This is a genomic window from Klebsiella quasivariicola (genome assembly GCF_002269255.1).
GTDB lineage: Bacteria > Pseudomonadota > Gammaproteobacteria > Enterobacterales > Enterobacteriaceae > Klebsiella > Klebsiella quasivariicola.
Window position 1 is genome coordinate 4,278,422 of record NZ_CP022823.1, and the last position, 12,674, is coordinate 4,291,095.

11 protein-coding genes and 1 pseudogene are annotated in these 12,674 nt (G+C 58.8%); 10 read left to right on the plus strand and 2 right to left on the minus strand.

Annotated elements, in window-relative coordinates; all coding sequences use genetic code 11:
* Positions 1 to 4: 4 nt before the first annotated feature.
* From B8P98_RS21665 to B8P98_RS21675, 3 genes are all read left to right on the plus strand, one after another.
* The gene (locus tag B8P98_RS21665; protein WP_025710648.1) at positions 5 to 1,369 is read left to right on the plus strand and encodes an MFS transporter; all 1,365 of its coding nucleotides are present in this window, start codon (positions 5 to 7) and stop codon (positions 1,367 to 1,369) included.
* Positions 1,370 to 1,700: 331 nt separating this feature from the next.
* A complete protein-coding gene (locus B8P98_RS21670; protein WP_004191717.1) occupies positions 1,701 to 2,879 on the plus strand; it encodes a Gfo/Idh/MocA family protein in 1,179 nt (392 codons plus the stop codon).
* A gap of 159 nt (positions 2,880 to 3,038) precedes the next feature.
* Positions 3,039 to 4,403, plus strand: coding sequence for an MFS transporter (locus B8P98_RS21675; protein ID WP_025710647.1), 1,365 nt, complete (start codon positions 3,039 to 3,041; stop codon positions 4,401 to 4,403).
* A gap of 42 nt (positions 4,404 to 4,445) precedes the next feature.
* On the opposite strand, the gene B8P98_RS21680 is transcribed toward B8P98_RS21675, so the two are convergent.
* The gene (locus B8P98_RS21680) at positions 4,446 to 4,937 is read right to left on the minus strand and encodes a YajQ family cyclic di-GMP-binding protein (RefSeq protein WP_025710646.1); all 492 of its coding nucleotides are present in this window, start codon (positions 4,935 to 4,937) and stop codon (positions 4,446 to 4,448) included.
* A 219-nt stretch (positions 4,938 to 5,156) separates the two neighbouring features.
* On the opposite strand from B8P98_RS21680, the gene panE reads away from it, so the two are divergent.
* The 3 genes and pseudogenes from panE to B8P98_RS21695 all read left to right on the plus strand — a co-directional run.
* Positions 5,157 to 6,068 (plus strand): 2-dehydropantoate 2-reductase, encoded by a 912-nt coding sequence (gene panE / locus B8P98_RS21685; RefSeq protein ID WP_080897009.1) that lies wholly within the window; start codon positions 5,157 to 5,159, stop codon positions 6,066 to 6,068.
* On the plus strand, positions 6,031 to 6,624 hold the full coding sequence (gene yajL, locus B8P98_RS21690; RefSeq protein ID WP_080897010.1) for a protein deglycase YajL: 594 nt from the start codon (positions 6,031 to 6,033) through the stop codon (positions 6,622 to 6,624). Before panE ends, yajL begins: the two co-directional genes overlap by 38 nt.
* A gap of 50 nt (positions 6,625 to 6,674) precedes the next feature.
* Positions 6,675 to 6,860: pseudogene (locus tag B8P98_RS21695) on the plus strand (SRPBCC domain-containing protein); the annotation flags it as partial.
* 95 nt (positions 6,861 to 6,955) lie between these two features.
* Here B8P98_RS21695 and thiI read toward each other — a convergent pair.
* Positions 6,956 to 8,404, minus strand: coding sequence for a tRNA uracil 4-sulfurtransferase ThiI (gene thiI, locus B8P98_RS21700; protein ID WP_008805382.1), 1,449 nt, complete (start codon positions 8,402 to 8,404; stop codon positions 6,956 to 6,958).
* Between the two features lie 181 nt (positions 8,405 to 8,585).
* On the opposite strand from thiI, the gene xseB reads away from it, so the two are divergent.
* The 4 genes from xseB to B8P98_RS21720 are packed head-to-tail and all read left to right on the plus strand — an operon-like array spanning position 8,586 to position 12,645.
* The gene (gene xseB, locus B8P98_RS21705; RefSeq protein ID WP_002891398.1) at positions 8,586 to 8,828 is read left to right on the plus strand and encodes an exodeoxyribonuclease VII small subunit; all 243 of its coding nucleotides are present in this window, start codon (positions 8,586 to 8,588) and stop codon (positions 8,826 to 8,828) included.
* 1 nt (position 8,829) lies between these two features.
* Positions 8,830 to 9,729, plus strand: a complete 900-nt coding sequence (gene ispA, locus B8P98_RS21710) for a (2E,6E)-farnesyl diphosphate synthase (RefSeq protein ID WP_008805381.1) — start codon at positions 8,830 to 8,832, stop codon at positions 9,727 to 9,729.
* Between the two features lie 18 nt (positions 9,730 to 9,747).
* Complete coding sequence (gene dxs, locus B8P98_RS21715) at positions 9,748 to 11,610, plus strand: 1-deoxy-D-xylulose-5-phosphate synthase (protein ID WP_025710643.1); 1,863 nt, start codon at positions 9,748 to 9,750, stop codon at positions 11,608 to 11,610.
* A 60-nt stretch (positions 11,611 to 11,670) separates the two neighbouring features.
* Positions 11,671 to 12,645 carry an aldo/keto reductase gene (locus B8P98_RS21720; protein WP_025710642.1) on the plus strand — a complete coding sequence of 325 codons (975 nt, stop codon included), beginning with the start codon at positions 11,671 to 11,673 and terminating at the stop codon, positions 12,643 to 12,645.
* The last annotated feature ends 29 nt before the right edge of the window (positions 12,646 to 12,674 follow it).

A 12,674-nucleotide genomic window follows, 5' to 3' on the forward strand; every position in this document is an offset into this window, starting at 1 on the left:
CGCTATGACACAGACTCAACGCCTGGATGTCAGAGAGTTAATTAACCGTAATCCGCTGAGCCGCTTTCAAAAGTTGATTATATTTCTCGGCTTTTGCGTCATCGCTCTCGATGGTTTTGATATCGCGATCATGGGCTTTATCGCCCCGACGCTAAAGCTGGAGTGGGGGGTAAGCAACCACCAGCTGGGCCTGGTGATCAGCGCCGCGCTGATCGGTCTCGCGCTGGGGGCGATTTTCTCCGGCCCGCTCGCCGACTGGCTGGGGCGCAAGAAGATCATTATCAACAGCGTCTTTTTCTTCGGCTTCTGGACCATCGCCACCGCTTTCTCGCACAACGTAGAACAGATGATGTTCTTTCGCTTTATGACCGGGCTCGGGCTGGGCGCCGCGATGCCGAATATCGGGACACTGGTGTCGGAATACGCCCCGGAACGCCAGCGTTCATTTATTATTACCGTCATCTTTTGCGGCTTCACCTTCGGCGCGGCGGCGGGAGGATTTTCGGCATCGTGGCTGATCCCCCAGTTTGGCTGGCACTCGCTGATGGCGCTCGGCGGTATTCTGCCGCTGCTGTTTGCCCCCCTGCTTATCTGGCTGCTGCCGGAGTCGGTTCGTTTTCTGGTGATCAAACAAGCGCCAGCAGCGCGTATCCGGGCCATTCTTAACCGTCTCTATCCCGGACAAATCAGCGACAACGTGACGTTTATCCTGCCGGCGCAGCCAGCGGCCGGCAACGCAATGCGCATTGTGCTCTCCCGCCAGTACGGCTTCGGCTCGCTGATGCTATGGCTGGTCTACTTTATGGGGCTGTTCCTGGTCTATATCCTCGGCAGCTGGCTGCCAACGCTGGTTAAAGCGGTGGGAATGACCGTTAGCCAGGCGGCCATCATGACGGCGATCTACCAGGCGGGGGGTACCCTCGGCTCGCTGTTTGCCGGCTGGCTGATGGACAGGATCAACCCTCACCGTGCGCTGGGAACGATCTACGCCGTCGGCGGCCTGTTCACCATGGCGATGGGCTACGCCGCGGGCAGCTTTGCCCTGCTCTGTATGCTGGCGTTTATCAGCGGCGCCTGCCTGAACGGCGCCAATACGGGCATGAACGCCCTTTCCGCCCGTTACTATCCCACGCAGGCGCGGGCGACGGGCTCCAGCTGGATGCACGGCGTCGGGCGCATCGGCGCCATTCTCAGCGCCTTTGCCGGCGCCGAGATGACGGCGCTCAACCTGCCCTTCGAAAGCGTCTTTTTGCTCCTCGGTATCCCGGCGGCCCTCACCGTCGCAGGTCTGGCGGCGAAAAGCATCTTTGCGGCCGGTCAACCTCCCGCCACTTCATCAGCCCCCGCGTCTGTGCGCGGCGCGTCATAGCGGCATCTGCTCCCCCGGTGCAATCGGCGGATTGCACCGCGCTCGGCGGCTAAAAAGAAAATTTATTTCATATTTTTCAGCAACGAAAAATTCCCCACGACGGCGGGCCCTGCTCCGATAAATCACTCTCCTTTTTTCATCTTTGCCACGGCGGCGATGACAAACTTTCACTTATTCGATCCTCCTCTCAATATGAAAAATAAATTTCATATTTAAATTGAATCAGAACAAACATTTCCTTAACTTTAAATCAGTCTATCCGGATGCGCGTTGCCGCAGGCGTCGGCATTAAGCGCCTCAGAGTGCGAATTATTTCAAAAAGGAGAGCACCATGTTAAACGGCCTGAAACCCTTATCCCGCTCCCTGCGTTGGGGCATGGTCGGCGGCGGGGGAACCAGTCAGATCGGCTACAGCCACCGCTGTGCGGCGCTGCGTGACAATGTTTATACCCTGCTGGCCGGCGCGCTTGACGTCGATGCCGAGCGCGGGCGCGCGTTCGGTGAGCAGCTGGGCATCGCGCCGGAGCGCTGCTACGCCGACTACCAGACCCTGTTTCGTGAAGAGGCGCAGCGCCCTGACGGCATCGAGGTCGTCTCGGTCACTACCCCGAACAATACCCATTTCGCCATCACCAAAGCGGCGCTGGAGGCGGGCCTCCACGTCATCTGTGAAAAGCCCCTCTGCTTTACCGCCGAAGAGGCGCGCGAGCTGGTGGACCTGAGCAAAAAACAGAACAAAATCGTCGGCGTTACCTACGGCTATGCCGGCTATCAGATGATCCAGCAGGCACGGCAGATGATTGCCGATGGGCTGCTCGGCGAGATCCGCATCGTTAACATGCAGTTCGCCCACGGCTTTCATAACCAGGCCGTCGAGCTGCAGGCGGAATCCACCCGCTGGCGCGTGACGCCGAAGTTTGCCGGGCCCAGCTATGTGCTGGGGGATCTGGCCACTCATCCGCTGTTTGTCGCCGAAACCATGGCGCCGCAGCTCAATATCAAACGGCTGATGTGCTCCCGTCAGAGCTTTGTTCCCTCCCGCGCGCCGCTGGAAGATAACGCCTTTGTCCTGATGGAATATGACAACGGCGCGGTCGGCTCGATGTGGACCAGCGCGGTCAACAGCGGCGCCATGCACTCACAAAAAGTGCGTATCGTCGGCGAAAAAGCGAGCATCGAATGGTGGGACGAGCATCCTAACCAGCTCAGCTATGAGGTGCAGGGCGAGCCGGCGCGGATCCTGGAGCGCGGAATGCCCTACCTGTCACCGAACGCGCTGGCGGATGACCGCATCGGCGGCGGCCATCCGGAAGGGCTGTTCGAAGCCTGGGCCAACCTCTATCGCCGCTATGCGCAGGCGATTGACGCCACGGACCGTGACGATCGCGCCTTCCTGCAAGACTTCTGGTATCCGGATGTCGAAGCCGGGCTGCACGGCGTCTATTGGGTCGAGCAGTGCGTGAAATCGGCTGACGCAGGCAGCCAGTGGGTTGACTTTACTTTACCTTAATTTTCCCCCTCGCCAGTGGAGTCCCCCTCCACTGGTGTATTGATTTTTACCAACTTACCTCATCGCGCAACAGCCCCGTAATATCTGTTAAACAAACATTTATTTACGCTTCTTACCCCCCGCCGCTACACTAGGCGCAGTTTTTATATTGAGGTGGTAATGAACGATAACAAAATGACGCCAGGGGAACTGCGCGCGACCTGGGGTTTAGGGACCGTATTCTCCCTGCGCATGCTTGGCATGTTTATGGTCCTGCCGGTTCTGACCACGTATGGCATGGCATTGCAGGGCGCCAGTGAAGCGCTGATTGGCCTGGCGATCGGTATCTACGGCCTGGCGCAGGCAGTTTTTCAGATCCCCTTCGGATTGTTATCTGACCGTATTGGCCGTAAGCCGCTGATCGTCGGCGGCCTGCTTATTTTTGTACTCGGCAGCGTCATCGCCGCGCTCACCGACTCTATCTGGGGCATCATTCTTGGCCGCGCCCTGCAGGGCTCCGGCGCCATCGCCGCCGCGGTCATGGCATTGCTGTCCGATCTCACCCGCGAACAGAACCGCACCAAAGCGATGGCGTTTATCGGCGTCAGTTTCGGTGTGACTTTCGCCATCGCCATGGTGCTGGGGCCAATTGTCACTCACCAGCTGGGGCTGCACGCGCTATTCTGGATGATCGCCATCCTGGCGACCCTCGGCATCCTGCTCACCCTGTGGGTGGTGCCCAACAGCCATAACCACGTGCTCAACCGCGAATCGGGGATGGTGCAGGGCTGCTTTAGCAAGGTACTGGCGGAACCGCGCCTGCTAAAACTCAACTTTGGCATCATGTGTCTGCACATCATGCTGATGTCCACCTTTGTCGCGCTGCCCGGACAGCTCGAGGCCGCCGGCTTTCCGGCCGCCGAGCACTGGAAGATTTATCTGGTGACTATGGTTATCTCGTTCATCTCGGTGGTGCCGTTTATCATCTACGCCGAAGTGAAGCGCAAGATGAAGCGCGTCTTCCTGTTGTGTGTCGCCATCCTGCTGATTGCGGAAATTGTCCTCTGGGGCGCCGGGGGCTACTTCTGGGAGCTGGTGGCGGGCGTCCAGCTCTTCTTCCTGGCGTTTAATCTGCTGGAAGCGCTGCTGCCGTCCTTAATTAGTAAGGAGTCGCCGGCGGGCTACAAAGGCACCGCGATGGGCGTCTACTCCACCAGCCAGTTCCTCGGGGTAGCCATTGGCGGTGCGCTTGGCGGCTGGGTCGATGGGTTCTTTGATTCGCAGACCGTGTTTCTGCTGGGCGCCCTGCTGGCGATGCTGTGGCTGCTGGTGGCGAGTACCATGAGCGAGCCGCCCTACGTCAGCAGCCTGCGGGTGGAGGTACCGGACGGCGTGGTGGTCGATGATGCTCTGCAGGCGCGTCTGCTGAACGCCAGCGGGGTTCATCAGGCGCTGGTGGTGCCTGAGGAGCGCTCGGTGTATATCAAAATCGACAGCAAGGTCACCAACCGCTTCGAGATAGAGCAGCTCATCAAAGGGGTATAAAAAAAGCGGGGAATTCCCCGCTTTTTGCTGTTTGACGCCGCGTTAGTCGCGGAAGTTTTTGAACTGGAACGGCTGTCCCAGATCGCCGCCGCGCACCAGCGCCATCACCGACTGCAGATCGTCGCGGGACTTACCGGTCACGCGGATCTCTTCGCCCTGAATCTGCGCCTGCACTTTCAGCTTGCTGTCTTTGATCAGTTTGACGATCTTCTTCTGCACCGCGCTTTCAATGCCCTGCTTCAGCTTCGCTTCAATAAACCAGGTTTTACCGCTGTGCACGATATCTTCCGGCACGTCGAGGGAGGTGCCTTCAATACCGCGTTTGAGCAGCTTGGCGCGCAGGATATCCAGCAGCTGGTTCACCTGGAAGTCAGACTCACTCAGCACTTTAATGGTTTTGTTGGCGTCGTTTAATTCAAACGTGGCTTCAACGCCACGAAAATCAAAACGCGACTCGACTTCGCGGCTCGCGTTGTCCACCGCGTTACGGGCTTCCTGAAGATCAACTTCAGAGACAATATCGAAAGATGGCATCTTTTCCTCTCCTTCCGTTTCTTTTGCGTTGCATAATACCTGCAACGCGGCATAACTCAACTTGTTATCCCGGAAGCTTAGCTGATTACACAACGCTCGCGCTATTTTCCCCGCTGTGCCCGACGGTGCTGAAGCGCCCCCTGCCGTCCGGCGATGCGAAATGCGATGAGATATACTTGAGCCATCAGCGCCTGGGGTAGTGGCAGATGAGGAGGAAGAATGAAAGTAACCGTACTGGGATGCGGTGCTCTTGGACAATTATGGCTGACCGCGTTGTGCAAACAGGGACATGAAGTCCAGGGCTGGTTGCGCGTACCTCAGCCATTCTGTAGCGTTAATGTCATTGAAACCGATGGCTCGGTGTTCAACGAGTCGCTGACGGCCAACGACCCCGATTTTCTTGCCGGCAGCGAACTGCTGATTGTTACCTTAAAAGCCTGGCAGGTTTCGAACGCGGTGAAGCACCTGGCCGGGATCCTGCCGATCACCACACCGATAGTGCTGATGCATAACGGAATGGGCACCGTCGAAGAACTGCGCAGTGTGAAACAACCCTTGCTGCTGGCCTCTACCACCCAGGCGGCACGGCGCGACGGTAATGTTATCATCCACGTCGCCCAGGGCACGACCCATATCGGACCGGCGAAAAGCTATGGAGAGGACTACAGCTACCTCGCTGAAGTGCTACAGCGCGTGCTGCCGGACGTCGCCTGGCACAATAGCATTCACTCAGCCACCTGGCGCAAGCTGGCGGTTAACTGCGTCATTAACCCCCTGACCGCGCTTAAAGGATGTAAAAACGGCGATCTGCGCAACTATCCGCAGGAAGTTGCCGCGATTTGCCGCGAGGTGGCGGCGGTGATGGAGCGCGAAGGTATTCATACCTCGGCGGAAAACCTGCTATTTTATGTCGAACAGGTGATTGAAAGTACGGCAGAAAATATCTCATCCATGCTGCAGGACATCCGCGCCCAGCGGCACACGGAGATCGACTATATCACCGGTTTTCTGCTCAACCGCGCCCGCGCCCACGGCGTTGCCGTACCGGAAAACGCCCGCTTATTTGAATTGATCAAGCGTAAGGAGAATGAATATGAGCGCGTCGGCACTGATTTGCCTCGCCCCTGGTAGCGAAGAGACCGAAGCGGTCACCACTATCGATCTGCTGGTCCGCGGCGGAGTGAAGGTAAACACCGCCAGCGTCGCCAGCGACGGCGGCCTGACCATCGTCTGCTCGCGCGGCGTCAAACTGCTGGCGGATGCGCCGCTGGTCGAGGTGGCCGATGGTGATTTCGATATCATCGTCCTCCCGGGCGGCATCAAGGGCGCAGAGTGCTTCCGCGACAGCCCCCTATTGGTGGAAACCGTCCGACAGTTCCACCTCTCAGGCCGCATTGTGGCCGCCATCTGCGCCGCCCCGGCGACCGTGCTGGTGCCCCATCAGCTGTTCCCGATCGGTAACATGACCGGTTTTCCGGCGCTGAAGGAACATATCCCCGCCGATCAGTGGCAGGATAAACGGGTGGTCTGGGATCCACGGGTGAATCTGTTAACCAGCCAGGGACCGGGGACATCGATTGATTTCGCCCTGAAAATGATTGACCTGTTGGTGGGTCGCGAGAAAGCGTATGAGGTCGCCTCGCAGCTGGTGATGGCCGCCGGCATCTATAATTACTACGAAGCCTGATAGCCGGTCCGCGCCGCGGACTGGCTCCCCTTTTCCTGAGGAGTCGTAGCATGTCCCGTAGCGCAACCGATTCTCGCGATCTTGTCATCAGCCGTCAGCTCAGCGCGCCCGCCTCTGCCCTGTGGCGCGCGTGGGCCGATCCTGCCTTGCTCAAAATCTGGTGGTGCCCGAAGCCCTGGCAAATCGAGGTACTGGCCTTTGATTTTCGCTCTGGCGGCGCGTTTCACACGGTCATGTGACCTGGCGATGACCCTGCGCTAATGCGCTGGCCCGGGGATGACAAAAAGGCCTTCCATCGGGGAAGGCCTTTTTCAATATGGATGGCAACCCGTTACGGGCGATAAACTTTCACGTTGCTGAAGCCCTGCTCGCGCAGATAGAGCGCCTGCAGACGGCTCATCACCCCGCGCTCGCACCACAGCAGCCAGGTTTTGCTCTGATCGAGATCGCCAAATTTGGTGCTCAGCTTGTAGAACGGCAGCGAAACGACTTCAACGCCCTCGACCTTCAGCGGCTTGTCTTCCTGCTCGTCAATGGAGCGGATGTCGAGGATCGCGTCGTTAGCGCCAAAGCCGGTCACGGTTTCCACTTCAACCACGGCGGCTTCCGTCTGCTGGGCAATATCGCGAATGTCGATATTGCTCGCCTCTTCCACCACTTTATCGAGGATGCTGAAATCGAAGTGTTCTTCTTCCGCTTCAATCTTCGCCTTTACCGCCTTCACGGTCGGGCTCTTCGAGATCACGCCGCAGTATTCCGGCATGGTGCGGGCGAAATCTTCCGTGCCGATCTCACGCGCCAGGTCGATGATGTGCTCTTTATCGTGCGAAATCAGCGGGCGCAGGATCAGAGTATCGGAGACATTGTCGATCAGACGCAGGTTAGTGAGGGTCTGACTGGAAACCTGGCCCAGCGCTTCGCCGGTGACCAGCGCCTGCACGCCGTAGCGTTCCGCGACTTTTGACGCGGCGCGGACCATCATGCGCTTGAGCACGACGCCCATCTGACCGTCGTCCACTTTTTCGAGGATTTCGCCGACCACGGGCTCAAAGTTAATCGCCACAAAGCGAACACGGTGCGAGCTGCCGAAGCGGTTCCACAGGTAATGCGCGACCTGGCGAACGCCAATCTCATGGGCGGCGCCGCCAAGGTTAAAGAAGCAGTAGTGCACGCGGCAGCCGCGGCGCATCAGCATATAGCTGGAAACGCCGGAGTCAAAGCCGCCGGAGATCAGCGACAGCACATCTTCCTGGGTGCCGATCGGGAAGCCGCCGATGCCTTCATAGCGGCCTTTCACCAGCAGCAGGCGATCGTTTTCAATCTCGAGATTGACGGTGACGTCCGGGTCGGTCAGCTTCACGCGCGCCGTTTCAATATGCTGATTCAGACCGCCGCCGACGTAGCGTTCCACCTCAATTGAGGTGAATTCATGTTTGCCGCGACGCTTCACACGCACGCAGAAGGTTTTGCCTTCCAGCGCCTCGCGCCACAGCGGCAGCGTCTTTTCAAAAATATCGTGCAGCGAGGTGAACGGTACGTCTTCGACTTCCAGAATATGGTGGATGCCGGGGATACGGGTCAGCGCATCGCGAATAGCCGGGCGCTGATTTTCATCTTTCGCGCGAACTTCGATATGATCCCAATGACGGACGACGGCCAGCGTCTCGTCATAATTTTTGAGAACGTTACGAATGTTCCCGGTTAAGATTTTAATGAAGCGCAACCGCACAGATTGGCTTTTGATGGTGATTTCCGGGAACAATTTAATGATAAACTTCATGGCGACAATAGTTCGTTGGCAAGCCCGACGGGGCTATAAGCAAAAGTTGTAAAGCAGCGCACACCGGTGCCTGCATCCTGGGCGCGGAGTATATCACCATTGCGCGTTATTTGCTTACACGCGTGACTTCGTTACCATACCCGGTATTGCCGTCGCGACATAACAAGAGTCTACATTCACTATGCCAAAGAAAAATGAGGCCCCGGCCAGCTTTGAAACCGCTCTGGGCGAACTGGAGCAGATCGTTAACCGTCTGGAAAGCGGCGATTTGCCGTTAGAGGAAGCGCTAAGCGAATTTGAGCGCGGCGTACAGCTGGCGCGCCAGGGGCAAAGTCAGCTGCAGAAGGCCGAACAGCGCGTGCAGATCCTGCTGGCGGATAGTGAAGATTCCCCGACCACGCCTTTTACGCCGGACGCTGAATAAAATGGATTTCCCGCAACAATTGCAGGCCTGTGTGGAACAGGCTAATGGGGCATTGCGCCGTTTTATCGCGCCGCAGCCCTTTCAGAACACTCCGCTGGTGGAAGCGATGCATTATGGCGCACTCTTAGGCGGTAAACGCCTGCGCCCCTTCCTTGTCTATGCCACCGGCGCGATGTTCGGCGTCAGCCGCACCACGCTCGATGCCCCCGCCGCGGCGGTCGAATGTATTCATGCTTATTCCCTGATGCATGATGATTTGCCGGCGATGGATGATGACGATCTGCGTCGCGGACTGCCGACTTGTCATATTAAATTTGGCGAAGCCAACGCAATTCTTGCGGGAGATGCCCTGCAAACGCTGGCGTTCTCTATACTGAGTGATGCGCCGATGGCCGACGTCTCTGATCGGGACCGGCTGGCGATGGTCTCCGAACTGGCGCAGGCCAGCGGCGTGGCGGGTATGTGCGGCGGCCAGGCGCTGGATCTGGAGGCGGAAGGACAGCAGGTGGATCTGCAGGCGCTGGAGCGTATCCATCGCCACAAAACGGGGGCGTTGATCCGCGCCGCCGTCCGGATGGGGGCGCTGAGCGCCGGCGAACGCGGCCGCGCTGCCCTGCCCGCGCTGGATCGCTATGCGGAAAATATCGGTCTTGCCTTCCAGGTCCAGGATGACATTCTCGACGTGGTAGGGGATACTGCGACCCTTGGCAAACGTCAGGGTGCCGACCAGCAATTGGGTAAAAGCACCTATCCCGCCCTCCTGGGTCTTGAGCAAGCCCGGAAGAAAGCGCACGACCTGATCGCTGATGCCCGCCGGTCGTTAGATGAGCTGGCCGCACAATCTCTGGATACTTCGGCACTGGAAGCGCTCGCGAATTACATTATTCAGCGCGATAAATAAACAATAAATGAGTCTCTGATGAGTTTTGATATTGCCAAATACCCGACCCTGGCGCTGGTAGATTCCACCCAGGAGTTGCGCCTGTTGCCAAAAGAGAGCCTGCCGAAGCTGTGTGATGAGCTGCGGCGCTATCTGCTGGACAGCGTCAGCCGCTCCAGCGGTCACTTTGCCTCTGGCCTCGGCACGGTGGAACTGACCGTGGCGCTGCACTACGTGTATAACACGCCGTTCGATCGCCTGATCTGGGACGTCGGCCATCAGGCCTACCCGCATAAAATTCTGACCGGCCGCCGGGATAAAATCGGCACCATTCGCCAGAAAGGCGGCCTGCACCCCTTCCCGTGGCGCGGTGAAAGCGAGTATGACGTGCTGAGCGTCGGCCACTCCTCCACCTCCATTTCCGCCGGTATCGGGGTGGCTATCGCCGCCGCGAAAGAGGATAAGCAGCGGCGCGCGGTATGCGTGATTGGCGACGGGGCGATCACCGCCGGCATGGCGTTTGAGGCGATGAACCACGCCGGGGACATCAAACCCGACCTGCTGGTGGTGCTGAATGACAATGAAATGTCGATTTCCGAGAACGTTGGCGCGCTGAACAATCATCTGGCGCAGCTGCTCTCCGGTAAGCTCTACTCCACCCTGCGCGAAGGCGGCAAAAAGGTTTTCTCCGGCGTACCGCCGATTAAAGAACTGCTTAAGCGGACCGAAGAACATATCAAAGGCATGGTGGTGCCGGGAACGCTGTTTGAAGAGCTGGGCTTTAACTACATCGGGCCGGTGGATGGCCATGATGTGCTCGGTCTGGTCAGCACCCTGAAGAACATGCGCGACCTGAAAGGCCCGCAGTTCCTGCATATTATGACCAAAAAAGGCCGCGGCTATGAGCCCGCCGAGAAAGACCCCATCACTTTCCATGCGGTGCCGAAGTTCGACCATACCAGCGGCGTGCTGCCCAAAAGCAGCGGCGGTCTCCCCACCTACTCGAAAATCTTCGGCGACTGGCTGTGCGAAACCGCCGCCAAAGACAGCAAGCTGATGGCGATCACCCCGGCGATGCGCGAAGGCTCCGGGATGGTGGAATTTTCGAAAAAATTCCCCGATCAGTACTTTGACGTCGCCATCGCCGAGCAGCATGCGGTCACCTTCGCCGCCGGACTGGCAATTGGCGACTACAAGCCGGTAGTGGCCATCTACTCCACTTTCCTGCAGCGAGCCTACGATCAGGTGATCCACGATGTGGCTATCCAGAAGCTGCCGGTGCTGTTTGCTATCGACCGCGCCGGGATCGTCGGCGCAGACGGCCAGACGCATCAGGGGGCGTTCGATCTCTCCTTCCTGCGCTGTATTCCGGATATGGTGGTGATGACCCCGAGCGATGAAAATGAATGTCGCCAGATGCTGTACACCGGCTACCACTACAGCGAAGGGCCAAGCGCGGTGCGCTATCCGCGCGGCAGCGGCACTGGCGCGACGCTGGAACCGCTGGCGTCGCTGCCGATCGGCAAAGGGGTGGTGAAACGCCAGGGCGAGAAGATAGCGATCCTTAATTTCGGCACCCTGCTGCCGGAGGCCGCGGCGGTGGCGGACAAACTCAACGCGACCCTGGTGGATATGCGCTTTGTGAAGCCGCTGGATACCGCGCTGATCCTGCAGCTCGCCGGTGAGCATGACGTGCTGGTGACGCTGGAAGAGAACGCCATCATGGGCGGTGCCGGCAGCGGCGTGAACGAAGTGCTGATGGCTCATCGCCGGGCGGTACCGGTGCTCAATATTGGCCTGCCGGATTATTTTATTCCTCAGGGCACTCAGGAAGAGATCCGCGCCGATCTCGGCCTCGATGCCGCCGGTATTGAAGCCAAAATCCTCGACTGGCTGGCATAATTGCCCCACCTGCTCCTGCTATGCTTAAGGGATACCCTTGATGAATAGCAGGAGCGCACTATGCACTACATTCCCCTCGGTGATACGGCCTTACGTGTTTCCCGCCTCTGCCTCGGCTGTATGACCTTCGGCGAGCCGGACCGCGGCAGACACGCCTGGACGCTTCCGGAAGAGAGCAGCCGCCCGCTTATCCAGCACGCCATTGAAGGCGGCATCAACTTCTTCGATACCGCAAACAGCTACTCCGACGGCAGCAGCGAAGAGATCGTCGGTCGCGCCCTGCGCGACTTTGCCCGCCGCGACGAGGTGATTGTCGCCACCAAGGTGTATCACCAGGTCGGCGATCTGGCGGAAGGCCTTTCCCGGGCACAGATCCTGCGCTCTATTGATGACAGCCTGCGCCGTCTTGGCATGGACTATGTCGATCTGCTGCAGATCCATCGCTGGGACTACAGTACGCCAATTGAAGAGACGCTCGAAGCGCTGGACGAGGTGGTGAAAGCGGGCAAAGCCCGCTATATCGGCGCCTCGTCCATGCATGCCCGGCAGTTTGCCCAGGCGCTGGCGCTGCAGCAACAGAACGGTTGGGCGCGCTTCGTCACCATGCAGGATCACTACAATCTGATTTACCGGGAAGAAGAGAATGAAATGCTGCCGCTGTGTCAGCACAACGGCGTGGCGGTGATCCCGTGGAGCCCGCTGGCGCGCGGCAGGCTGACCCGCCCCTGGGGAGAGACCACTGCCCGGCTGGTCTCGGATGAGTTCGGCAAATCGCTTTACAGCACCAGCGAAGAAAACGACGCGCAGATCGCCGAGAATCTGGCGGATGTGGCGGAAGAACTCGACGCCAGCCGCGCCCAGGTCGCCCTCGCCTGGCTGTTAAGCAAACCCGGCGTGGCCGCGCCGATTATCGGCCCGTCGCGTCAGGAGCAGCTCGACGACCTGCTGCAGGCGGTGGATTTGACGCTTTCCCCGGAACAGATCGACAAGCTGGAGGCGCCGTATCAGCCGCATCCGGTGGTAGGATTTAAGTAACCGGTGGGGTTTCCCCGACAGCGTAGCGC

What these genes read in the sequence shown, in the direction of transcription:
- B8P98_RS21665 (WP_025710648.1), top strand. Translation starts at nt 5, where the DNA reads ATGACACAGACTCAACGCCTGGATGTCAGAGAGTTAATTAACCGTAAT.
- B8P98_RS21680 (WP_025710646.1), bottom strand. Translation starts at nt 4,937, where the DNA reads ATGCCATCTTTCGATATTGTCTCTGAAGTTGATCTTCAGGAAGCCCGT.
- panE (WP_080897009.1), top strand. Translation starts at nt 5,157, where the DNA reads ATGAAAGTAACCGTACTGGGATGCGGTGCTCTTGGACAATTATGGCTG.
- yajL (WP_080897010.1), top strand. Translation starts at nt 6,031, where the DNA reads ATGAGCGCGTCGGCACTGATTTGCCTCGCCCCTGGTAGCGAAGAGACC.
- B8P98_RS21675 (WP_025710647.1), top strand. Translation starts at nt 3,039, where the DNA reads ATGAACGATAACAAAATGACGCCAGGGGAACTGCGCGCGACCTGGGGT.
- xseB (WP_002891398.1), top strand. Translation starts at nt 8,586, where the DNA reads ATGCCAAAGAAAAATGAGGCCCCGGCCAGCTTTGAAACCGCTCTGGGC.
- B8P98_RS21670 (WP_004191717.1), top strand. Translation starts at nt 1,701, where the DNA reads ATGTTAAACGGCCTGAAACCCTTATCCCGCTCCCTGCGTTGGGGCATG.
- dxs (WP_025710643.1), top strand. Translation starts at nt 9,748, where the DNA reads ATGAGTTTTGATATTGCCAAATACCCGACCCTGGCGCTGGTAGATTCC.
- thiI (WP_008805382.1), bottom strand. Translation starts at nt 8,404, where the DNA reads ATGAAGTTTATCATTAAATTGTTCCCGGAAATCACCATCAAAAGCCAA.
- B8P98_RS21720 (WP_025710642.1), top strand. Translation starts at nt 11,671, where the DNA reads ATGCACTACATTCCCCTCGGTGATACGGCCTTACGTGTTTCCCGCCTC.
- ispA (WP_008805381.1), top strand. Translation starts at nt 8,830, where the DNA reads ATGGATTTCCCGCAACAATTGCAGGCCTGTGTGGAACAGGCTAATGGG.